This is a genomic window from Sphingomonas sp. AC411 (assembly GCF_979253035.1).
The window spans coordinates 3,690,641-3,713,116 of sequence record NZ_CEEDAQ010000001.1 but is presented as its reverse complement, the minus strand read 5'-3'; the positions used below and the strand labels follow the sequence as shown (position 1 = coordinate 3,713,116).

Sequence of the window (22,476 nt, the reverse complement as noted above, 5' to 3'; positions counted from 1 at the left end):
AAGCTAAGGGCTGCACGGTCTCAGTGTCTGTTCGTCCCGGGTAGCGAGCGCTACTCGGGACGAACGAATCGAAACTGGCGCTGAGCCTTGCGTCGCGGCGCTCATACGCAAGCACGCGATAGAAACCGTTAAATTGTAAGAAAATCAGCGGCTCAGCCGGTGTCGAAACGCGTTGGGCGGCAAGACTTAGCTCGAAATTAACCTTTTGCCTTCAGATGTTGTGTGGTTAATGAATCGAAGTCGAGCTGCAGACATGGGGTGTCGGGCGGTCTCGCGACAAGGGGACGACGCATGCGGGTTCTGCTGATCGAAGACGAGCCGACCACGGCAAAGGCTATCGAGCTGATGCTGACGACCGAAGGGTTCAACGTCTACATCACCGATCTCGGGGAAGAAGGCCTCGATCTGGGCAAGCTGTATGATTACGACATCATCCTGCTCGATCTAAACCTGCCGGACATGCATGGGTACGACGTGCTCAAGCGGCTCCGGGTCGCGCGCGTGTCGACGCCGGTGCTGATCCTGTCGGGCGTGAACGAAATGGACTCGAAGGTGCGGAGCTTCGGTTTCGGCGCCGACGACTATGTCACCAAGCCGTTCCACCGCGAGGAACTGGTCGCACGGATCCATGCCGTCGTCCGTCGCTCCAAGGGTCACAGCCAGTCGGTCATCCGGACCGGCAAGCTGGCCGTGAACCTCGACGCGAAGACGGTCGAGGTCGGTGGCAGCCGCGTGCACCTGACGGGCAAGGAATATGCGATGCTGGAGCTTCTGTCGCTCCGCAAGGGCACCACGCTCACCAAGGAAATGTTCCTCAACCATCTTTATGGCGGGATGGACGAGCCCGAACTGAAGATCATCGACGTGTTCATCTGCAAGCTGCGGAAGAAGCTCAGCCTGGCATGCGATGGCGAGAATTACATCGAGACCGTCTGGGGTCGCGGCTATGTGCTGCGCGAACCCGACGAAGCGCTCGAAACCCAAGTCGCGTAACTCCCCTGTATTCGGGAGCGCTTGAGGCCGCGGTACCGGGGGTGCCGCGGCCTTTCCTGTTTACCCCGTCATCCTGACGAAAGTCAGGATCCAGGGCAATCAAGCGGTGTGTTCGGAACCCTGGGTCCTGACTTTCGTCAGGATGACGGGTGCGGGCGGGTCTACTTCTTCTTCCGCCGCAACCGGCGGAAAAGGCCGCGCTTGCTGAACGTCTCGAACATCTCCTGCGGGCCTTCCGGATCGAGCACCTCGTTGTCGGCGAGCCACTCCTCGACCGAGGTCAGGTCCGGCACCTCATAAGGCTGCAACGTCTTGCCCTCGCCGCGCAGGCGCTCGATCGTCTTGATCAGCGAGCCTGTCTCCGCGATCAGATCGCTGACGACTTGCGGCTCGACGCCGAGATGCTCCGCGATCAGCCCGTCGCGGATTGCGACGATCCCTTTCGACGTCGCCGCATCGGTTGCGCGGATCGCCAGGTCGCACTCGGTGTCGAGCCGCAGCGAGCGGTTGTTCACGTTCGACGAGCCGAGCCGGAACACCTCCTCGTCGGCGATCAGGATCTTGGCATGGCAATAGATCGCCTCGCCGCCCGCGGTGAACGGATGATACATCCGCAGCCGGTTGTAGGTGTCGCGCCGGTGCAGCGCCTCCATCAGCCGCGCACGCGCGGTATCCATCGCGATCGGCTCCAACCAGCCCTGCGCGGTAGTCGGGTTGATGATGACGATCTCGGGACCGTTCGCCTCGTCGAGGCGCTTCGCGACCGCCTCGGCGATCTTGCGCGACGCGAAATACTGGCTTTCGATGTAGAGGTGCTTCTTCACCCGCGCGATCTGGCCGAGGAACAGCGCTTCGCTCTCGTATACCGGCTCCTGATCGGACATCTCGGGCTCGCTGCGTGCGATCGCCACGTCGACGTCGCGGAAATCGACTTCGAGCCCCTCTGGCCAGAATGTGCTGCCGGGTTCGCCCGACTCCATCTTCATGCCGCCTGCCAGATGCCAGCGGCGGCGGAACAACTCGCCCAGCGCATGTGCGACGGGGCCCTGCACGGCACTGATGGCGTCGTGCCACGGCTTGTACGGCTTGCCCGAGGGCTGGATACGGTGCGGTTCGTCGTCGCGGTGCTCGCGCGTGTCCCAGCGATCGCCGGTCATGTCGATACCGCCGCAGAACGCCAGCGCATCGTCGATGATCACGATCTTCTGGTGATGCGACGCAGCGGTCGGATGATGCCCATCGAGCTTGGTGTGGATGCGCTTGTGCTTCATCCACTTCATCATCGTGAAGATCGTCGAGCCACGGAACAGCGACTTGATCGCACCGGTATCCCAGCGCAGCACGAACACCTCAAGGTTAGGCTCGCGCTCGACCAGCCACAGCATGAATTCGCCAAGTTTCTTCGGCTCGCCGGGACGATCGACGCCGGGTTCGAGCTCGATGCGGGCGTCGAAATCCCAGCCGATCAACAGGATGCGGCGTTTGGCGCCCATCATGGCGACGCGCGCAGTACGGAAATACTTTTCTGCGTCGACGATCACCGCCATCTGTTCGGCGCGTTCGACCCGCCAGCATTCCGTCCCGACCTGCATTCGCGTCCCTTCGTTGCCCGTCGGCAGTACCCGCGGCCGCGCGATTGGTTGCGGATGCACCTGTATCGCCGCCCCTTGCGCGCCTATCTAACGCGCTCATGCTTCCTCCTACTCAGCCTCCCGCCCAGCGCAAGGTGATCCATGTCGACATGGATGCCTTCTACGCCTCGGTCGAGCAGCGCGACGATCCCTCGCTCAGGGGCAGGCCGGTGGCGGTCGGCGGGTCGCGCGCCCGCGGCGTGGTGGCGGCGGCGAGCTACGAGGCGCGGGCGTTCGGGGTGCGCAGCGCGATGCCGTCGGTCACCGCGATCCGACGCTGCCCCGACCTGGTGTTCGTGCCGCCGCGGTTCGACGTGTACCGCGAGGTGTCCGACCGGATCCGCGCGATCTTCGCCGACTATACCGACCTGATCGAGCCGTTGTCGCTCGACGAAGCCTATCTCGACGTCACCGAGGATATTCGCGGTCTCGGCACGGCGGCGGCGATCGCGGAGGAAATCCGCGCCAGGATCAAGGCGGATACCGGCCTCACCGCATCCGCCGGGGTCAGCTATAACAAGTTCATCGCCAAGCTCGCGTCGGACCAGAACAAGCCCGACGGAATCTGCATCATCACGCCGAAGCGTGGCGCAGCGTTCGTGCAATCCTTGCCGGTTAAGCGCTTCCACGGCGTCGGGCCGGTGACCGCGCAGAAGATGGAGCGGCTCGGCATCCTCACCGGAGCGGACCTGTTCGCGCAGAGCCTTGCCTTCCTCCAGGCGCATTTCGGCAGCTATGCGGAGTATCTCTACAGGGCGGCGCGCGGGATCGACGATCGTCCGGTGCGGGTCAATCGCGCGGCGAAATCGGTCGGGGCGGAGCGGACGTTCGAGACGAACCTGACCACTGCCGAGGACTTGCGTGCTGCCCTGCAGCGGGTGGCGGATGCGGCATGGGTACGGATCGAGCGACACGGCACGCGCGGCCGGACGATCACGTTGAAACTCCGCCATGCCGATTTCCGTACGATCACGCGCGCCCGGTCTTCGGTATCGGCGGTGACGGACAAAGCGGCATTTCTGGAGGCCGGGCTGGAGTTGCTGATGGCGCAACTGCCCGTGCCGGACGGGGTTCGACTGCTCGGCCTGACGCTGTCCGGGATCATGGGCGACGAAGAGGAGGTTCAGCCGAGCTTGCTGTAACTGGTAATCAGGACCCTATGCGGCGTTCGGGACGACCGGCTTGCCTGCTTGCAACGTCAGGATAGCGACCGCGCCAAGTCCCGGCCCGTCGCTTTCCAGCCGCAGCGAGCCCTGCATCGCGTTCACCGAGTTCGCGCACCAATGCAGCCCCAGTCCGCCCGACTTGTGCGCGCGCGTCGAGAATCCCCGTTGGAACAAGGTTCCTGCAACATTGGGCGGGAAGCCTTCGCCGTCGTCGCGAATATGGATCGTCACCCGGTCTCCCGACTGCGTGATCGTCGCGGTGATCGACCCGCTGCCGGTACCCCGCGCCTCGATCGATTCGACCGCGTTGCCGAACAGGTTGCCGATCACCTGGCTCAGGATGACGCGGCTCGCCATCACGAGATTGGGCCCCGCCGGAAAGCTGAACGCGATCGACGCGCCCTGCGAATAGCGCGCGATCGTCGCGTTGCGCGCGATGATGTCGCTGACGTCGCACACCTCCAGCGCCGGACGCTCGTGCGCGGCCCGCTGTTGCTGGCCAATGATCTCCAGCACATGCGCCATCGCCTCGCGCCCGATCACCAGTTCGCGCCGGGTCGCCCCGCGGCTGGTCGCCTCCGCCTCGATCGCCGCGGCAACGAAAACGGCCAATTTCTCGCGGCGCGCGTCGGGAAGGTCGCTGCGTGCGAGTTCGGCGATGGCGCGGTCGATTGGCGCGCGCTCGATCGGCGGGGCCTGTGCGATTCCCTGGCTGAGGATCGTGCTGATCGGGTTCAGCGCATTGCGCACGTTGTGCATGACCGCGACCGCGCTTTCGCTGCGGCCGAGATCGAACGACTGCACCTCGATCTGTTCGCGCAAGTCCTTCAACTGGCGCAGCATCGCATTGAAGCTGCGTCCGAGCGAGCCGATCTCGTCGCGCCGATCGTCCTCTTCGAGCAGCGCGAGCGAGCCCGACACGCGGACGCGTTGCATATGGCTCTCGACCCGGTGCAGCGGGCGCAGCACCAGCCGCGCGATCATCCGCCGCAGGACGACGAGCACGAGCAGCAGCAGCACGGTCGAGCCGGCAACCGCGAGCAGCAGCACGCGTCGCCCGAGCAACGATACGTCGCGCGGGATCCTCAGCCGCGTCGTTGCGACCGCGTGGCCGTCCGCACCGAGAATCGGCACCGCAATCATCAGCTTCGATGGGCTCGCCGTCACCGAATATCGATCGCCGCTCGGCGTCAGGTCGATCCGTGCATCGCGATTGAGTCGCTCGGACATCTGTCGTGAGGTGACGACCCGGGCCAGCACCACATAGCCTCGCGCGCCACCGCTGCCATCGGAGCGGCGCACCTGCGCCACGCCGATCGCCGCGACGCCGTCTCCCACCCGCGCATATAAGCGTCCCGATCTTCGCCCGCGGAGCGCCTTCGCGATGTCGGTACGGCCGAGGGTCGCGATCAGTTGTGCCTTCGTGCCGGGCCGGGCCGCGCCGGTCACCGGATCGCGCCAGCGCGCGAGGACGACGCGGCCCTCGGACGTCACATACGCCATGCCGTCGACGCCGATATTGCTCATGGCACGCGCCGAGAGACTCTCGCCTTCGTACGCCGCACCGGGCTGCGCCAGATACGAATAGCCGTCGTTCCCGTCGCCGTAATCGCGCGCCGCGCTCTCGATGTCGGCCGCATAGTCGGACAATGCCGCACGCGTGCGCTCGACGTGCGCGGCGATTGCCTTGTCCTCCAGCGTGGCGAAGCTCGGGGTGATGACGGCGGCGAGCAGCAGCGTGATCCCGATCGTCGCGACCACCCCGACCGCGGTCATGATCAGGATCAGCTTGCCACCGAGCGACGATGGGGTCCGCATCCGGCCGAACTGTCGTCCGAACGGCGGCGGCAACCGGCCCATCCCCGCGGCCAGCATCAGCTGCGTAGCCCGAACGTCTGCCGGGTTGCCGGATCGTCGGTGGAGACATCGTCCTTGCCGCTGAGCGTACGCCCCTGCGCCATCGCCAGCGCGTCCGCCGCGCCGACCGGTCGCGAGAAATAATATCCCTGGAGGTGACTCGCCCCTGCCAGCCGCAGCGCCTGGACCTGGGCTTCGGTCTCGACACCCTCGGCGATCACTCCGAGCCCGAGCGCACGGCCGAGGTGGATGATCGAATGGACGATCGCCGCGCTTTCGCGTTCACGGCCCATGCCATCGATGAACGACTTGTCGATCTTGAGACAATCGAGCGCGAACTTGCGGATGTTGTAGAGGCTCGAATAGCCCGTGCCGAAATCGTCGAGCGCGATCCGGAAGCCCATCTGCCGCAGCTTGTAGAGGGTCTCGGCCGCACGTTCGGCATCGTCGAAGATCGCGGTCTCGGTGATCTCGATCTGGAGCCGCGCGGGCGCGATGCCGGCGCGCTGGACGCTTTTCATGATGTGCCCGACGAAGTTGTGGCGGCGGAACTGGCGTGGGGAAAAATTCACCGAGACATATTGGCCGGGCCATTGCTTCAGAACGTCGAGCGCTTCGTGCAACACCCAGTCGCCGAGCTCGTGGATGAGGTTCGATTCCTCCGCGATCGGGATGAACGTCGCGGGGCTCATCAGTCCGTATTCGCTGGTATTCCAGCGCACCAGCGCCTCGAACCCGACCACCTCGATCGCATCGCGCGAGACGATCGGCTGATAGGCGAGGCTCAGCTCGCCTCTGGCGATCGCCTGGCTCAAGCCGCCCTCAACGCGCCGGCGAAAGCGGATGCCCTCGTCCATGCTCTCGTCGAACAGCCGGACGATACCGCGGCCGCCGCGCTTGGCGTCGTTGAGGGCGAGATCGGAGCGGCGGATGACGTCGACCGGATCGCTGCCCCGGTCACCGTTCCTGCCCGAGCCCCAGCAGTTACGACGACGCCGGCCGACGCGCCGCCCTGCACCGAATTGCCGAACACCTGGAGGGTGACCGAGCAGGCCGCAATGATCAGTTCGCACGCCATCACCGCCGCCGCCTCGCTCGACGTGTCGAACAGGATGCCGAATTCGTCGCCGCCAAGCCGCGCGACGAGAGCGCCGTCGGGGGTCGAGCGGTTGAGGATCGCACAGATCTCGCGGATCAGCGCGTCACCCGCGAGATGCCCGAGCGTATCGTTGACCAACTTGAACCGATCGAGATCGATCATGACCGTCGCGAACAGCCCTTCGCTCCGCGTGCGGGCAGCCAGCGCACGCAGGAAGGCGAGCCGGTTGGGCGCGTCGGTCAGCAGATCGTGCATCGCGAGGTGGATCGCACGGCTTTCGTTCGCGGCCAGTTCGGCGGCCTGCTCCTCGAGCTGCAGCACCTGGGCCGCGAGCAGATCGCGCGCCGCGGCCAGATCGCGATCGTTCTGCCAGCGCTGGGCGAGCGCGGTCGCGGTCTGCAGGATCTCGGCGACCTCGAACGGCTTGGCGATGTAGAAGATCTTGTCCGCGGGGCCGGCGACCTTGCTGATCTCGATCGGCGAGAAGTCCGAGAACCCGGTGACGATGACGAGGTTGATCTCGGGATCGAGCGCACGGATGCGCCTGGCGGTCTCGCGACCGTCGATCCCGGGCGGCATCCGCACGTCGATGAACGCGACCGCGAACGGCGCCCCCTCGGCGAGCGCACGCTCGACCGCGGCAACCGCGTCGAGGCCCTGGTCGCAATAGGTCAGCGCGAACGCCGAGGCGTTGGCATCTGGGCCGGCGAGGGCGTCGCCCCCGAGCGCGTCGTTGCCGAACAGTTCGGCAGCCATCGCGTCCAGCGCCTCGCCGCCGCTCGACCGCGGACCGGCGAAGCTGCGCCGGTAGCTGTCGTGCATCGCCGGTTCGTCGTCCACGATCAGAATGCGCATCGAAACCGCTCCTCGTTGGGAAAGACCGTCGCCGTCCGGCGATGGCGTATCCTGCCCCTCACTCTCGCTATCGAGGGGTAACCAGATACGGTTAAGACGCCGTAAACGATGTTTCCAATTGATGGCCAAGTGCTTGAGCACCCAGCACGATCGCGCCCAGGGGCCCGGCATTGTTACCCAGCGCCGGCGGCACGATGAACGTGTCGGTCAGCGCCACCTCCGGCAGCGTGATATAGCCGCCGAGGCTGCGGGTCATCGCCGCGCGCACGCGCGGAAACAGGTGCGACGCCCCCATGACGCCGCCGCCCATGACGATCCGGCGCGGGATGCCGGTGAGGACGAGCGTGTGGCAAAGCTGGCCGAGCGCGTCGGCGACGCTGTCCCAGACCGGATGCTCGGCGGGAGCCTCGTCGGCGGGATGCCCGATCCGCGCCGCGATCGCGGGACCCGCGACGAGACCCTCGATGCAGGCGCCGTGGAAGGGGCAGTTGCCGATCCAGTCGTCGCCCTGGAACCGTGCGGGGCGGATATGACCGAGTTCGGAATGCGTCAGCCCGTCGACCGGGCGGTTGTTCGCGATCATGCCGGCGCCGACACCGGTGCCGACCGTAACATAGGCGATATCCGGCAAGCCCTTCGCCGCGCCCCACCGCGCCTCGGCCAGCGCCGCACCGACCACGTCGCTGTGGAATCCGGTCGGGACGCCGTAGCGCCGCTGCAGCCGTCCGGCGATATCGGTCCCTGCCCAGCCCGGCTTCGGCGTCGTCGTGATATGGCCGTACTCATGCGAGTGGCGATCGATCGACACCGGTCCGAAACTGGCGATACCGATCGCGACGAACCCGCTCCAGCGATCCAGCACCGCCTCGATCGCGGCCAGCGTCTCGTCGGGCCGCGTGGTCGGGATACGCACGGTTTCCTCGATCTGGTCGGGCCCGCGCGCAAGAATGCAAATGCATTTTGTCCCGCCGAGTTCGATCCCTGCGACCAGAGGTGCTTCCGTCATCCTGAACTCCCAACGCGTTGCTGGCGCCCGCTTCCTTCGCTGGGGCCCTCCCGTCAAGAGCAGGTCGGCTGTGTCGATCACCGTAAGCGATGATTTCGTCCGCTGTCGATCCGCCCGGTCATGCGTTATGCCTGTCGAGTTCAACCGAACAGACAGGAATTCCCGATGGCGAAGAAACCCGCAAAACTGGCGAAGACGAACACCAGCGTATCGGTCGAAGCGCAGCCGCAGTACAAGGTCGAGTATCGCGAAATCCAGCCCTATGGCACGCTCAAGCGCCTGCCGATCGCGCTCGAGGACAATGCCCGCGCGCAGAGCGTCGCAACGCTGAACCAGGTGCTCGCGGACACGATGACGATCCGCGACATGTACAAGAAGCATCACTGGCAGATGTCGGGTGCGACATTCTATCAACTGCACCTTCTGCTCGACAAGCATTACGAGGAGCAGGCCGCGCTCGTCGATCTCGTCGCGGAGCGGATCATGGCGCTAGGCGGTATCTCGATCGCGATGGCGCATGACGTCGCCGAGATGACGACGATCCCCCGCCCGCCCAAGGGCCGCGAAGACGTCCCGACCCAGCTTGCCCGCCTGCTCGAAGCGCATGAGATCATCCTGCGCCAGGCTCACGAAGGTGCGCAGGCAGCGGACGAGTCGGGCGACGACGGCACCAACGACCTGCTGGTGAGCAACATCATCCGCACCCATGAGCCGCAGGTGTGGTTCCTGGCGGAGCATCTCGCCGCGACCGAACTGGTCCGCGACGACAAGTAAGCGGTCCGGACGCGCGACCTTCCTCTCCCGCCGGGGAGAGGAGATCGTTAGCGGGTTGCGTTATACTCGAGCTGGTCGTCGGTGAGCTGGAAGCCGACCAGTGCCTCGAAGCTGGCGCGCAGCACAGCCTGACGCACTTCCGGGGTGCTCAGCGGATCGACCGCTGCATCCTGATCGCCGGGCTTGCGCTTGCGGGTCAGCTTCTCCGCACCTCGTCCGGCAGCGTTGCGGCCGAGCGCGCCACCGTCGCCGATGCGGTCGCCGAAGCCGATGCGAGAGCCTGGCCCGCATCGAAATGCAGTGCGACGCGACCGATGCGCTTGGCGACGACGGCGGTGCCGCCGCGGACTACCGTGATGAAATATGGCAGGGTGACGTCGCGTGCGCCCTCGGTACGGCTGCGGCGGGCGCGAATGTCGAAGGTGACGCTGGTGACGACCTGGTCGGTCGCATCGGCACAGGTCGAGCGGACATTGGTCATCAGCGCGGCGACGTCGATCGCCGACTGGTCGCGGCTGGTGGCCGGATTGAACAAGGTGATGTCGCCGGTCGCTGCCGGGATGGCGACCGCCGGGCAGACCGAACGGACCGCGGAAATGCCGCCGGTCGCATCGATTTCGCCCTTGCCGGCGCAACCGGTCAGGAGGATCGCACACGCCGAAACGGCTAGGATGGGGGCTTTCACGGCGACGCTTACCTTCTCGAACGAGCGAAAGGGCCACCGCATGTCGCAAGCGGCCCCTATCGCGGCGCACCATAGGAACCGGCTATCGTCCAGGCAAGCAATCGCGTAGAGGCTGACGCATCATGAGCCCAATCGACAAGCCGCCGCTCGAACTGTTGATCGCAGCGCCCCGAGGTTTTTGCGCAGGTGTCGACCGCGCCATCCGGATCGTCGAACTGGCGATCGAGAAGCATGGTGCCCCGGTCTATGTCCGCCACGAGATCGTCCACAACAAGTTCGTCGTCGACACGCTGAAGGCGCAGGGCGCGATCTTCGTCGAGGAACTGGACGAGGTGCCCGATGGCGCCCCGGTCGTGTTCTCGGCGCACGGCGTGCCCAAATCTGTGCCGGCCAATGCCGAATCGCGCGGGCTGGAATATCTCGATGCGACCTGCCCCCTGGTGTCGAAGGTCCACCGCCAGGCGGAGCGTCTGGTCGCGGCCGGGCGGCATATCGTGTTCATCGGCCATGCCGGGCATCCCGAAGTGATCGGTACGTTCGGACAGGTGCCGCAAGGCTCGATGTCGCTGATCGAGACGGTAGAGGACGCCGAGGTGTTCGCACCGGCCGATCCGTCGAACCTCGCCTTCCTGACGCAGACGACGCTGTCGGTCGACGATACCGCCGCGGTGGTGGCGACCTTGCAGCGCCGCTTTCCGCAGATGCTGCCGCCGCGTGGCGAGGACATCTGCTATGCCACGTCAAACCGCCAGACCGCGGTGAAGGCGATCGCGCACAGCGTCGATGCGGTGCTGGTGATCGGTGCACCCAACTCGTCCAACTCGGTGCGACTGGTCGAGGTCGCCGAGCGCGAGGGTACGCCGGCGATGCTGATCCAGCGCGCGAGCGAGCTCGATTGGGACTTCCTCGCCGGCGTCGCCACGCTGGGGATCACCGCGGGCGCGTCCGCACCGGAACTGCTGGTGCGCGAACTCGTCGATCGGTTGTCGGAGCGTTACGCCGTGACCGAGCGCGAGGTCGAGACCAACCGCGAGACGATCGCGTTCAAGCTGCCCCGCGGGCTGGAGGCGGCCGCCTAGCATGGCGGTCTACACGCAGGTGTCGGCGGAGGCGCTGGGCGCGTTCCTCGCCAAGTTCGATCACGGCGAACTGGTCTCGGCCAAGGGCATCGCCGAGGGGTCGAGAACAGCAATTACCTGGTCGATACGACGACCGGGCGGTTCATCCTGACGCTGTACGAAAAGCGGGTGTCGGCGGACGATCTGCCGTTCTTCATGGCGATGCTCGACCATCTCGCGGTCGACGGGAACCCGGTGCCGCGCGCTCTGCCCGACCGCAGCGGTGCGCTGATCCACGAGCTTTGCGGGCGGCCGGCGTGCCTGATCGAGTTCCTGACCGGGGTGTCGGTGTCGCATCCGACCGAGGCGCAGGCGTATGCGGCCGGCTCGGCGATGGGGGCGATGCACGTCAGCCTGGCCGGCTTCGATGGCGTGCGGCCGAATACGCTGGGGCCCTACGGGTGGCGCGCCTTGCTTTCGAAATGTGGCCGCGATCTCGATGCGATCGAGCCTGGCCTGTTCGATACGGTGAGTGCGGCAGCGGACGCGGTCGTCGCCGCGTGGCCGAGCGACCTGCCGCGCAGCGCGATTCACGCGGACCTGTTTCCCGACAACGTGCTGATGCTCGGCGAAAGGGTGACCGGGCTGATCGACTTCTATTTCGCGTGCACCGATATCCGCGCCTACGACCTGGCGATTCTGCACAGCGCCTGGGCGTTCGATGCGCAGGGCGAGGTTTATGACGCCGGGGTCGGCAAGGCGCTGGTCGCCGGGTATGTCGATCGGCATCCGCTCTCTCCGGCCGAGCGCGCCGCGCTGCCGGTGCTGGCGCAGGGGCGTGCCTTCGCTTCCTGGCGACGCGGGCGTGGGATTGGCTCAACACGCCGGCGGATGCGCTGGTGACGCGCAAGGATCCGCTGGCGTACTGGCGGCGGTTCGAGGCGTATCGCAAGGACGATCTATTCGCATGACTGACGACGTAGCTGCCCCGACCATGACCAAGGTCGAGATCTTCACCGACGGCGCGTGCAAGGGCAATCCGGGGCCGGGCGGCTGGGGTGCGGTGATCCGCATGGGCGCGCACGAGAAGGAATTGTCGGGTGGCGAGACGCCCACGACCAACAACCGGATGGAGATGACCGCGGCGATCGAGGCGCTCAACGTGCTGACGCGGCCGTGCGCGGTGACGCTGTATACCGACAGCAAATACGTGATGGACGGCCTCACCAAGTGGGTGAAGGGCTGGCAGCGGAATGGCTGGAAGACCGCAGACAAGAAGCCGGTGAAGAACGCCGAACTGTGGCACGCGCTGCTGGCCGCAGTGGCGCGGCACAAGATCGAATGGCAATGGGTCAAGGGCCATGCCGGCCACCCGGAGAACGAGCGCGCGGACAAGCTGGCGAGCGATGCCGCGGTGGCGGCCGGGCGGCGCTGAAGCCGGTTCCAGTCGATCGACACGCACGGTTTCGGCTTCGCTACGATCCTCCCCCGCCAGGGGAGGAGGCGCCAAAGGCGACGGAGGGGGCGGACACGGAGCCGGCGTTTACCTTTCCTCCCCCTCCGTCAGGCGAGAGCCTGCCACCTCCCCTGGCGGGGGAGGATTGCGGCACGTCACGCCCCTACCACGTCACCGAACTGCGTGTCCGAGCGCACCGTTTCCCGCCAGGACGGGTCGCGGTTCATCGTCAGGTTGATGATGACGATGCCCGCATGCGGCGCCCGGGCCGGACGCGGCAGGCGGATCACGCGGCGACCCGAGCGGTAGGCGGCGAGCGTGGTCTGCTTGGCACGGCGCGCCGCGTCGGTGGCGTGCCAGCCGACCACCGCCAGCGCGACCTGCGCCGCGTCGCCGACCGCGATCGCGGATTGCTGGCCGCGGTCCCGCATCCGGACCCAGGACTGCTGCAACCATGACGGCCGATCGAACGCCGAGACGTCCGCCGAACGCCACGCCACGCGCAACCCTTCCGGAACGCCGGTCCAGCTATCGACCGCCGACCCGACCACCGATGGCGCGGAGCGGATCAGGTCGTGCCGGCAGCGCTGGCAGCGGCTGAACAGGAACCCCTGATTTTCCAGGACGAGCGGCGCGGCGACGTGCCCCGAGGCGTGACAGAGCAGGTTCATGATGATCCTCCTTGATGGTGGGCGATGCCAGAGTGAGCGAGATCGAGATGCAGCGCGGCCAGTACGATCAGGTCGCCCGGCCCCTGTTCGAGCACCTGATCCAGGTTCCAGACTTCGAAATGACGGCCCATGCCGACCAGCAGCGCGCGCTGACGCACACCCCGCCGCGACCGCATCCATGACGCGATGCGCAGTCGCCCCTTGCCGTCCATCTGCGCCGGCGCGACGAAGCCGAGGCGCCGCCGCAGCAGCGTGTCGCGCGTCCCGCTGTCCCACGCCTGCGCACCGCCAAGCTCGGACAGAGCACAATGCTGGTCGGCAACGCTGCGGCGATCGTAGACCAGCATGCAGGGATCGTCGGCGTGAAGACCGATGAACAGATCCTCGCGCGCTTGTCGTGCCTGTATCGTAATGCAGAAATGCTCGGGAAGGATCAGTTCGCCACGCGCGCTGATCGTAGAAACCGCACTTCCCACGAAGAGTTCGTCCATGATCGTTACACCCTCAACAACGACGAGGTGTCGACGTCACAGGTTTTTCCGAATGCTGTATCCGGAAGCTGTGGAATTGCTCTGTCGACGCGCAGTTGATGGCGCGTTAACCAAGCGAATAAACTAACATATCTCTAGTTTTCAGAGACTAAGTCATTCCCGTTGGTTTTTCGCAGAACAAATCCGGAATTTCTCCGGCATGAAATGTGATTCATGCAGCACATTGGTATGCGAAAAATGCGGGATCCGTGCGTGCGCCGGCTGCCGATCCGACGCGAAATGAGCGCAAAATGGTCGGCGGGCGCCCTGTTTCGGTCAGGACGCCCGCACGACTCGGACGATTTCGTCAGGTTTCGTCGACCGGCGCGGCTGGCCCGTTCTTGATGATCGACTCGATCGCGTTCCGGGCGCCGGCCTTGCTCGAATAGCCTTCGGTCCAGAACATCGTTTCGCTGTTGTACTTGAACTTGGCGACGTACTCGCCGGCCTTATTCTGCTCGATCACGAACTTGTGCGCCATATCGACTATCCCTCGGTGAAAGGAGGTCGCAGGCTAACTCAAAACCGATCGGGCGAATAGCGTGCCGGGTCGATCACCGCGACCGCCGGGTCGGGAGGCGTGCCGAGCACGAGGCTGGCGGCGAGCAACGCGGCGGCGGGGGCGGTTTGGATGCCGAAGCCGCCCTGGCCTGCACACCAGAAGAAGCCGGGCACGTCGCGGTCAAAGCCGTAGATCGGCAGGCGATCGGGCGCGAAGGTGCGCAGGCCCGCCCAGCTCCGCTCGACCGCGGCGACCCGCCAGTCGACGACATGCTCGAACCGGTCGACCGCGATCGCGACGTCGATCTCCTCGGGTGCGGCGTCGCACGGGTCGGTCGGCGTTTCGTCGTGCGGGCTGAGCCAGAGGCGACCGCCGGGCTCGGGCTTGAAATAGAAGCGCCCGGCGATGTCGGCGATATGCGGCAGGCCCTCGGGTGCGCCCGGGTCGGTACGAAGCTGCACCATCGTCCGGCGATAGGCGGTCAGGCCGAGCGGACGGACTCCGGCGCGCGCCGCGACATCGTCTGCCCAGGCGCCGGCGGCATCGACGAGCGTGCGGGCCTGGAAGATGCCGGCCTTCGTGTCGATGGTCCAAACACCGGCGGTGCGGGTCGCGCCGACGAACGCGGCATCGGTGACGAAGGTCGCACCGGCACGGCGCGCGGTGGCGATGCTCTGCGCGTGGAGCGCGGCGACGTCGATATAGGCGCAGCTCGCTTCCTGGATCCCGAGCGTCCATTCGGGGCGGAGACCGGGTACGAACGCGGCCGGATCGACACGATCGAGGACGACGTCGCTGTCGGCGAACTCGGCGAGGAACGCTTCCATCGCCGCCTCGTCCTCGGCGCGACCGATGTGGAGCGAACCAAGCGGCGCGAGGTGCCCGCCGGCTTCGAGGAACGGACCCGAGGCGGTGGTGAGGGCTGGATATCGGGGCCGCCATAGGTTTCCGACCAGAACGCGGCCGAGCGGCCGGTGGCGTGATAGCCGGGTGAGTCCTCCGCTTCGAGCACCAGCACGGTGGCGCGCGATCCGATCGCGGCGGCGAGGCTGGCGCCGGCCATGCCCGCGCCGACGATCGCTATATCGTAGACCGGCTTCACGGACGTACGGGCACGACGGCCGCGAGGAACAGATCGATCGCCGCCAGCGCACGGTCACGCACGCCGTCCGCCTCGCGCAGGATCTCGTGCGCCGATTCGGGGCCGAACCGGACGATCTGCGCATCGGGCAGGCGCGCGCCGAGCCGCAACGCGGCGCGCGGGTCGACCAGCTTGTCGGCGTCGGCGATCAGCATCAGCACTGGCGTCGCGATCGTCTCAATCCGCGGATCCGATGCGAGCGCGGCGGCACCGGCGAATCCGTGCGCGAGCCAGGTCCAGCTTGGCGGTCCGAGCACCAGGTCGGGGTGGCGGTCCTGCCACCAGCGTTCGTCGGCATAGCGGTCGCCGTCATGCGTCAGCAGCGATCGGCGCGACGCCAACGCGCCCGGCCGTTCGTTGCCGCGCCACGCCGCGCGCATCGGGTCGCCCCACGCGGCGATCCAGCGCGCGATGCGGGCGGCGACGGCGGCACCGATCGGCGATTTCAGTCCGATCATCGGCGCGACGAGAATCGCCGCGTCGGGATCGATCGACCGCGCCGCGAGCGCACGGACGACCATCATGCCGCCCATCGAGTGTCCCAGCACGATCCGCGGCCCCGCGCCCTCCGCACGCCAGTCCGCCCAGAATGCCGCGAGATCCGCGTCGTAGAGGCCGTAGTCGGCGACATGGCCGACGTGCGGGTCCGGCGACAACCGCCCCGAGCGCCCCTGCCCGCGCCAGTCGAACGCGGTGACCGACCAGCCCTGCGCATGGAGGTGCGCGAACGTCTCCAGATACTTCTCGAAGATATCGCCGCGGCCGGTCTGGAACAGCAGCCGTCCGCGCGGGTTCGGTGCCAGCCAGTCGAAACGGCGCAGTTTCCAGCCGTCGGGTGCGACCCAATGACCGACCTGCGCGTCGGCGGGAATCGCGCGGCGCACGGGGTCGAATGCAGGACCGGTCGGGACGGTTACTTTTTCGAAAGCCATCTCCGTTAGGGCTTAGCCGATGGGGTGGAACATTGCTCTTCCAATTTTGATTCTCGTGCTCGGCGGCCTGTTGGTCTCCGCGGGCATCCAGGACGCGCGCACCCGCGAGATCGCCAACTGGAAGACGGCCACGGTCGCGCTGATGGCGCCGGTCTGGTGGTATGCCAACGGGCTGGACGTGTGGCCGGACATGGCGTTGCAGATCGGCGTGGCGCTTGCCGTGTTCGCGGTCTTCCTCGTCGCATTCCATTTCGGGATGATGGGCGGCGGCGACGTCAAGCTGATCGTCGCGCTCGCGCTGTGGCTGCCCTTCCCTGCATTCCTGTCGATGCTGATGGTGATGTCGATCGCCGGCGGGGTGGTGACGATCGTCATGATGATCGAGCGCGGCATCAAGAAAACCTCAGGCGAGATCGAAGTGCCCTACGGCGTTGCGATAGCGTTCGCAGGCCTGCTCGCCCTGCGCGAACCACTCCTTAATCAGTTTCAGTCATGATTAACGCCGAAGCAAAATACCGGCGCCCGAAAGGCACGAACTAGTCATGGACAGTCGTAAGATCATATTGCTGGTTGGCGCGCTGATAGTCGCAGCCATCACGGCATTCTTTGCGAGAACGCTGATCGCCGGCAGTTCTGCGCCGCAAGCCGGTGCGACCGTGATGGCGGCCCCGGTCGTCGACGGGCCGGAAGTGCTGGTCGCGACCCGCTCGCTGCCGGTCGGCACGATCCTCGATGCGACCGCGCTGAAGTTTCAGCCCTGGCCCAAGGAGCTGGTCGACAACGCCTATTACCTTCGGGACAAGACCAACCTCCAGTCTTTGCAGGGCACGGTGGTGCGCAGCATCATCACCGCCGGGCAGCCGGTGACGCAAGGGGCGTTGGTGAAGCCGGGCGACCGCGGTTTCCTCGCCGCCGCGCTGGGGCCGGGCATGCGCGCGGTCACCGTCCCCGTGTCGGCGCAGGCCGCGGTCGCGGGGTTCGTGTTTCCCGGCGATCGGATCGATCTGGTCCTGACGCAGACGGTCCCGGGCGAGGGCGACGGCCAGCCGCTGAAGGTGTCCGAGACGATCATGCGCAACATCCGCGTGCTCGCCACCGACCAGCGCACCGACAATCTGGTCGGCGAGGACGGCAAGACCAAGGTCCAGACCTTCTCGAACGTGACGATCGAGGCGACGCCGAAGATGGCGGAGCAGGTTGCCGTCGCGCAGACGCTCGGCACGCTGTCGCTGTCGCTGCGCTCGATCGCCGACAATTCGGCCGAACTCGAAGAGGCGATCGCGTCCGGGGCGGTGAAGGTGCCGGATGGCAATGATCCGAAGGCCGAAAAGGCGATGATGGTGCGGCTTGCGAGCCAGCCCCAGGGGGTGCTTCGAGCTATCAGACGGGTGCCGACGTCTCGCGCTATCAGCGGAGTTCGGTCCCCGGAAAGCCGCCCGAAAGCAGCGGCGGTCAGGCGGGGATGTCCATGATGCCGACGGCACCTGCCGCTGGCGGCGCTGCCGGGGTCGCCGTGCAAGGGCCGGTCGTGCGGGTGGCGCGCGGCAACGCAATCACCGTCGTTCCGGTCGGGGGAAGAACTGACATGCGCATTCCGATGACGCCGCCGGGCTGGCCTCTGGCCGTCGCCTTGGTCGCAGCCAGCGCCGCGCCGTTCGCCCCCGCTCTCGCGCAACGCCGCACGGCCGTTGCTGCACCGGCCGGATCGCCCATCGTGCAGGTCAACACCGGCCGCGGTCGGCTGGTGACGCTCGCGCGGCCGATGACCGACCTGTTCGTGGCGGACGATACGATCGCCGACGTGCAAGTCCGCTCGCCGACGCAATTATATCTGTTCGGCAAGAAGACCGGCGAGACGACGATCTCCGCGACCACGAAGGGCGGCGCGGTAGTCTATGCGGCGACCGTCCGGGTCGGCAACAACCTCGATCCGGTCCAGCAGATGCTCGGGCTTGCGATGCCTGAGGCTCAGGTCGTCGCGACGCCGATGAACGGGCTGATCCTGCTGACCGGCACGGTTCTGGCGCCCGAGGACGCTGCCGAAGCCGAGCGGCTGGTGCAGGCTTTCGTCGGCGATTCGACAAAGGTGCTATCGCGACTGAAGACCGCGACGCCGTTGCAGGTGAACCTTCAGGTGCGCATCGCCGAGGTCACGCGGAGCTTCATCAAGAATATCGGGGTCAATCTGCTGACGCAGGACCGTGGCGGATCGGGCATCCAGTTCGGCAGCACCACGGGGTCGCCGGGCACGATCACCTATAATCCCACGACGGGCGCGAAAACGTCGACCTATGCGACGGGCGCGCAGCGAAGCGACGCTGGGCCTGGCGGGCAATCTTCTCGGACTGGATTTGCTCGCAACGATCGATCTCGGCGAAACCACTGGTCAGGTGACGACGCTGGCGAACCCGAACCTTACCGCCCTGTCGGGTGAGACGGGTACGTTCCTGGCCGGTGGCGAAGTGCCGATCCCGGTCGCACAGGCACTGGGGACGAGCACGGTCGAATACAAGCAATACGGTGTCAGCCTGGCCTACACGCCGACGGTATTGTCCGATGGCCGCATCTCGTTGCGGGTTCGCCCCGAGGTGTCGCAGCTCGACTATTCGAACGCCGTGACGCTGAACAATACCCGCGTTCCCGGCCTCACCACGCGCCGGACCGAAACGACCGTCGAACTCGGTTCGGGCCAGAGCATGGTGATCAGTGGCCTGCTGTCGAACAGCCATAACAATTCGTACGACAAGACGCCGGGGCTCTCGAACCTGCCGATCATCGGCGCGCTCTTCCGTTCCAACGCCTTCCAACGCAACGAGACCGAACTGGTGATCGTCATCACCCCGTATCTGGTGAAACCGGTCAACAACGCGAGCGACATCGCATTGCCGACCGATGGTGCGCGGGCGCCGGGCGATCTCGACCGTGTCCTGCTGGGTACGCTCAGCGCGAGCGGCGGCGGCAAGCGGCCGGTGCCGACGGTCGCCCCGCCGACCTACGCCCAGCCATCGGTCGGCGCGGTCGCTCCGATCCTGCCGATGCCACGCGGCGACGTCCGCCGCGCCGAGGACGACGCCATGCCCCGCTCCGATACCACGGCGGGCACCAAGTCGAAAAAGGGCGTCGTGCCCACTCCCGGCTTTTCGAATTGAGCCGCGCTTCCGCGCAACGCACCAAGGATATCCGATGATCAACAAATCGATCCTAGCGTCTCTCGTCCCCGCACTGCTCCTCGGCGGCTGCGTGGGTACCGAGAATCGCGGTCTCGAATCGGTCCATCAACCCGTCGTCAGCCGTACCGACTATGCCCTGGACCTGGGTGTCGCGGGCGGCGCGCTCGCGTCGGGCGAAACGGAACGTCTGGCAGGCTGGGTCGAGACGATGCGGCTCGGTTATGGCGACCGGGTGACGATCGACGATCCCGCCGCAGAAGGGTTTCGCGCTCGCGACGACGTATCCGCGGTCATCTCGCGCTATGGCCTGTTGCTGAGCGCCGATGCACCCGTGACGCCTGCCCCGGTGACGCCGGGTTCGATCCGCGTGGTCGTCAGCCGGATGCGCGCGACCGTGCCGGGTTGCCCCGACTGGTCGCGCGATTCGACCAACGACTTCGAAGCGAACACCTCGTCCAACTATGGCTGCGCGACCAATCGCAACCTCGCGGCGATGATCGCCAATCCCGCCGACCTCGTGCGCGGCGCACCGGGTACCGAGACCACCGATGCCGCGCTGTCGTACAAGGCGATCGATACCTATCGCAAAAAGGCGCCCACCGGCGCCGCCGGCCTCGCTGCGGCCAGCACGGGAGGCAAGTGATGAACGCACCCTGGAAGCCGGGCGGCATCGCGCACCGCGAGCCCTTCACCGCCTATGTCTGCGACGAGATCACCGCCGAGGCGCTGCGCCCGATCGCCAGCGAACTCGGCTGGGCGGTCGAGAAGATCCACAAGGGCGGCCTGCGCAACGCGATCCAGTCGCTGTCGGTGTCGGCCTCGCCGCAGATCCTGTTCGTCGATCTCGCCGAATCCGGCGACCCGCTGAACGACATCAACGCACTTGCCGAAGTGTGCGAGCCCGGCACCGTCGTCATCGCCGCGGGGCAGGTGAACGATGTTCGCCTGTACCGCGATCTCGTCGCCAGCGGGATCCAGGACTATCTGCTGAAGCCGCTGCATCCGGACATGCTGCGCGAGGCCTTCGGTCACGCGCAGACGATCCTGAATGCGCCGAAGCATGTCGAAGTATCGCCCGATCGCCCGCATTGCGCGATCGCCGTCGTCGGCACGCGTGGCGGGGTCGGCGCATCGACGATCGCGACCTCGATCGCCTGGCTGCTCGCGGACAAGGAAGACCGCGCCACCGCGCTGCTCGATCTCGACGTGCATTTCGGAACCGGCGCGCTCGGCCTCGATCTCGAACCGGGTCGCGGCCTGACCGATGCGATCGACAACCCCAGCCGGATCGACGGGCTGTTCATCGAACGCGCGATGGTCAAGGCGTCGGACAAGCTGTCGGTGCTGAGTGCCGAAGCGCCGATCAATACGCCGCTGATCACCGACGGCTCAGCCTTCTATCAGCTGCAGGAGGAGATGCGGTCGGCATTCGAATGCACCGTCGTCGATCTGCCGCGTGCGATGCTGATCCAGCATCCGCATCTGATCAGCGAGGTTCGGCTTGCGGTGATCGTCACCGAACTGACGCTGGCCGCAGCACGCGACACGATCCGTATCCTGTCGTGGATGAAGACGAACGCGCCGCAGACCGAGCTATTCGTGCTGGCCAACCGGATGCACGTCGGCGGCCAGCTCGAGATCAACCGCAAGGATTTCGAAGGCTCGATCGAGCGCAAGATCGATTACCTGGTGCCGTTCGACCAGAAGCTCGCCTCCCAGGCGGCCAAGCTCGGCAAGCCGATCGTCGAGGTCGGCAAGACCTCGAAGACGATCGCGCCGATCCTGGCGCTGGCGACCGCGCTCGCCTCGGCCGTGCCCGATGCCTCGACCGAGGGCGTGAAGGCGAAGGGCAAGTCGCTGATGGGCAAGTTCGGCGATCTCAAGGGATTGCTTCCCAAGCGCGCGGCGAAGACGAAGTGAGCAGCGCGCGTCCGATCCGCATGACGACTAGACGGAGGCGTTAGGCCGCGATGGACATGTTGCCGCTGCTGTTGGTGATGATCGGTGCCGTCGTGGTGCTCGGGATGGTGGCGTTCGCCTTCGCGGGACCGTCGGCCAGCCGTGCGCAGTCCCGGCGGATCGCATCGCTGCGCGAGCGCCACGGCGATGCGCTGGTCGTCGCCGAAGCGCAGATGCGGCGCATCGCGACCAACCGCAACACGAAGATGGATGTCGCGTTCACGCGCATCCTGCCCAATCCGTCCAGCTCGCCAAGCGCCTGGCGATGACCGGCAAGACGTGGACCGTCGGCCAATATGGGCTGGCGACCGCCGGCATTACGCTGGTCGTCGCGCTGCTGATGGCCCTCAGGGGCCTGCCGATCCTGCTGGCCTTGTTCGTCGGCTTGTTCATCGGTGTCGGTTTGCCGCATTTCGTCGTGAGCAAGACGATCGCGCGCCGGATCGGCAAGTTCACCGCCAAGTTCCCCGACGCAATCGACCTGCTGGTCCGCGGGCTCCGATCGGGCCTGCCGATCAGCGAGACGATCGGCGTCGTCGGCCAGGAAGTCGATGGGCCGGTCGGCGAGGAGTTTCGCGCGGTCAGCGACAAGATGAAGATCGGCCGGACGATGGATGCCGCGCTGCAGGAAACGGCGGACCGGCTCGGCACGCCCGAGTTCCAGTTCTTCGTGATCACCATCGCGATCCAGCGTGAGACCGGCGGCAATCTGGCGGAGACCCTGGCGAACCTGTCCAACGTGCTGCGGTTGCGCGGCCAGATGAAGCTCAAGATCAAGGCGATGTCGTCGGAGTCGAAGGCGTCGGCGTACATCATCGGCGCGCTGCCGTTCATCGTGTTCGCGATGATCTGGGTGATAAACGGTACGTACATGCAGAATTTCTTCATCGACGAGCGGCTGATGGCGATCGGCATGGGCGGCATGGTGTGGATGGCGATCGGCGCCTTCATCATGTCCAAGATGATCAGCTTCGAGATCTAGGGGCACATG

At 66.3% G+C, this 22,476-nt stretch carries 17 protein-coding genes and 6 pseudogenes; 12 read left to right on the top strand and 11 right to left on the bottom strand.

What is annotated here, in order from left to right; translation table 11 throughout:
* The first annotated feature begins 291 nt into the window (after positions 1-291).
* A complete protein-coding gene (ctrA, locus tag AC0IX7_RS19105) occupies positions 292-993 on the top strand; it encodes a response regulator transcription factor CtrA (protein WP_248522879.1) in 702 nt (233 codons plus the stop codon).
* Between the two features lie 161 nt (positions 994-1,154).
* On the opposite strand, the gene AC0IX7_RS19100 is transcribed toward ctrA, so the two are convergent.
* Positions 1,155-2,585: a phospholipase D-like domain-containing protein gene (locus tag AC0IX7_RS19100; RefSeq protein ID WP_471813422.1), complete on the bottom strand. Its 1,431-nt coding sequence runs from the start codon at positions 2,583-2,585 to the stop codon at positions 1,155-1,157.
* A 98-nt stretch (positions 2,586-2,683) separates the two neighbouring features.
* On the opposite strand from AC0IX7_RS19100, the gene dinB reads away from it, so the two are divergent.
* The gene (gene dinB / locus AC0IX7_RS19095; RefSeq protein ID WP_471813421.1) at positions 2,684-3,766 is read left to right on the top strand and encodes a DNA polymerase IV; all 1,083 of its coding nucleotides are present in this window, start codon (positions 2,684-2,686) and stop codon (positions 3,764-3,766) included.
* A gap of 15 nt (positions 3,767-3,781) precedes the next feature.
* Here dinB and AC0IX7_RS19090 read toward each other — a convergent pair whose 3' ends face one another.
* From AC0IX7_RS19090 to AC0IX7_RS19075, 4 genes are all read right to left on the bottom strand, one after another.
* A complete protein-coding gene (locus tag AC0IX7_RS19090) occupies positions 3,782-5,665 on the bottom strand; it encodes an ATP-binding protein (RefSeq protein ID WP_471813420.1) in 1,884 nt (627 codons plus the stop codon).
* A complete protein-coding gene (locus AC0IX7_RS19085; protein ID WP_471813418.1) occupies positions 5,665-6,462 on the bottom strand; it encodes a putative bifunctional diguanylate cyclase/phosphodiesterase in 798 nt (265 codons plus the stop codon). Before AC0IX7_RS19085 ends, AC0IX7_RS19090 begins: the two co-directional genes overlap by 1 nt.
* Positions 6,459-7,601: a diguanylate cyclase domain-containing protein gene (locus tag AC0IX7_RS19080; RefSeq protein ID WP_471813417.1), complete on the bottom strand. Its 1,143-nt coding sequence runs from the start codon at positions 7,599-7,601 to the stop codon at positions 6,459-6,461. Before AC0IX7_RS19080 ends, AC0IX7_RS19085 begins: the two co-directional genes overlap by 4 nt.
* Before the next feature lie 91 nt (positions 7,602-7,692).
* Positions 7,693-8,607 carry an ROK family protein gene (locus AC0IX7_RS19075; protein ID WP_471813415.1) on the bottom strand — a complete coding sequence of 305 codons (915 nt, stop codon included), beginning with the start codon at positions 8,605-8,607 and terminating at the stop codon, positions 7,693-7,695.
* A gap of 165 nt (positions 8,608-8,772) precedes the next feature.
* Between AC0IX7_RS19075 and AC0IX7_RS19070 the strand changes: the two genes are divergently transcribed.
* Positions 8,773-9,381 (top strand): Dps family protein, encoded by a 609-nt coding sequence (locus tag AC0IX7_RS19070; protein WP_471813413.1) that lies wholly within the window; start codon positions 8,773-8,775, stop codon positions 9,379-9,381.
* A gap of 47 nt (positions 9,382-9,428) precedes the next feature.
* Here the strand turns inward: AC0IX7_RS19070 and AC0IX7_RS19065 are convergent.
* Positions 9,429-10,108 (bottom strand): annotated as a pseudogene (locus tag AC0IX7_RS19065) (hypothetical protein).
* An 80-nt stretch (positions 10,109-10,188) separates the two neighbouring features.
* On the opposite strand from AC0IX7_RS19065, the gene ispH reads away from it, so the two are divergent.
* The 3 genes and pseudogenes from ispH (at position 10,189) to rnhA (ending at position 12,559) form a co-directional block, all read left to right on the top strand.
* On the top strand, positions 10,189-11,145 hold the full coding sequence (gene ispH / locus AC0IX7_RS19060) for a 4-hydroxy-3-methylbut-2-enyl diphosphate reductase (RefSeq protein ID WP_332744057.1): 957 nt from the start codon (positions 10,189-10,191) through the stop codon (positions 11,143-11,145).
* A 1-nt stretch (position 11,146) separates the two neighbouring features.
* Positions 11,147-12,095: pseudogene (thrB, locus tag AC0IX7_RS19055) on the top strand (homoserine kinase).
* Positions 12,092-12,559 carry a ribonuclease HI gene (gene rnhA / locus AC0IX7_RS19050; RefSeq protein ID WP_128455367.1) on the top strand — a complete coding sequence of 156 codons (468 nt, stop codon included), beginning with the start codon at positions 12,092-12,094 and terminating at the stop codon, positions 12,557-12,559. Before thrB ends, rnhA begins: the two are co-directional and overlap by 4 nt.
* Positions 12,560-12,735: 176 nt before the next feature.
* Here the strand turns inward: rnhA and AC0IX7_RS19045 are convergent, their stop codons facing one another.
* The 5 genes and pseudogenes from AC0IX7_RS19045 to AC0IX7_RS19025 all read right to left on the bottom strand — a co-directional run bounded on the left by AC0IX7_RS19045 (position 12,736) and on the right by AC0IX7_RS19025 (position 16,356).
* Entirely contained in the window at positions 12,736-13,251 is a 516-nt protein-coding gene (locus tag AC0IX7_RS19045) for a hypothetical protein (RefSeq protein ID WP_471813411.1), read from the bottom strand.
* On the bottom strand, positions 13,248-13,742 hold the full coding sequence (locus AC0IX7_RS19040; protein ID WP_471813409.1) for a hypothetical protein: 495 nt from the start codon (positions 13,740-13,742) through the stop codon (positions 13,248-13,250). The genes AC0IX7_RS19045 and AC0IX7_RS19040 overlap by 4 nt, the downstream gene beginning before the upstream one ends.
* 346 nt (positions 13,743-14,088) lie before the next feature.
* Entirely contained in the window at positions 14,089-14,262 is a 174-nt protein-coding gene (locus AC0IX7_RS19035; RefSeq protein WP_187504940.1) for a YegP family protein, read from the bottom strand.
* A gap of 38 nt (positions 14,263-14,300) precedes the next feature.
* A pseudogene (locus AC0IX7_RS19030) lies at positions 14,301-15,346 on the bottom strand (NAD(P)/FAD-dependent oxidoreductase).
* Positions 15,347-15,381: 35 nt separating this feature from the next.
* Positions 15,382-16,356, bottom strand: a complete 975-nt coding sequence (locus AC0IX7_RS19025) for an alpha/beta fold hydrolase (RefSeq protein WP_471813407.1) — start codon at positions 16,354-16,356, stop codon at positions 15,382-15,384.
* A gap of 19 nt (positions 16,357-16,375) precedes the next feature.
* On the opposite strand from AC0IX7_RS19025, the gene AC0IX7_RS19020 reads away from it, so the two are divergent.
* From AC0IX7_RS19020 to AC0IX7_RS18995, 6 genes and pseudogenes are all read left to right on the top strand, one after another.
* Entirely contained in the window at positions 16,376-16,852 is a 477-nt protein-coding gene (locus AC0IX7_RS19020) for an A24 family peptidase (RefSeq protein WP_471813405.1), read from the top strand.
* 46 nt (positions 16,853-16,898) lie between these two features.
* Positions 16,899-17,935: pseudogene (gene cpaB, locus AC0IX7_RS19015) on the top strand (Flp pilus assembly protein CpaB); the annotation flags it as partial.
* Positions 17,936-17,941: 6 nt separating this feature from the next.
* Positions 17,942-19,505: pseudogene (locus AC0IX7_RS19010) on the top strand (type II and III secretion system protein family protein).
* 34 nt (positions 19,506-19,539) lie between these two features.
* Entirely contained in the window at positions 19,540-20,169 is a 630-nt protein-coding gene (locus AC0IX7_RS19005) for a CpaD family pilus assembly protein (RefSeq protein ID WP_471813403.1), read from the top strand.
* Positions 20,169-21,446 (top strand): AAA family ATPase, encoded by a 1,278-nt coding sequence (locus tag AC0IX7_RS19000; RefSeq protein ID WP_471813401.1) that lies wholly within the window; start codon positions 20,169-20,171, stop codon positions 21,444-21,446. The genes AC0IX7_RS19005 and AC0IX7_RS19000 overlap by 1 nt, the downstream gene beginning before the upstream one ends.
* Positions 21,447-21,496: 50 nt before the next feature.
* Positions 21,497-22,467: pseudogene (locus AC0IX7_RS18995) on the top strand (type II secretion system F family protein).
* Positions 22,468-22,476: the final 9 nt, after the last annotated feature.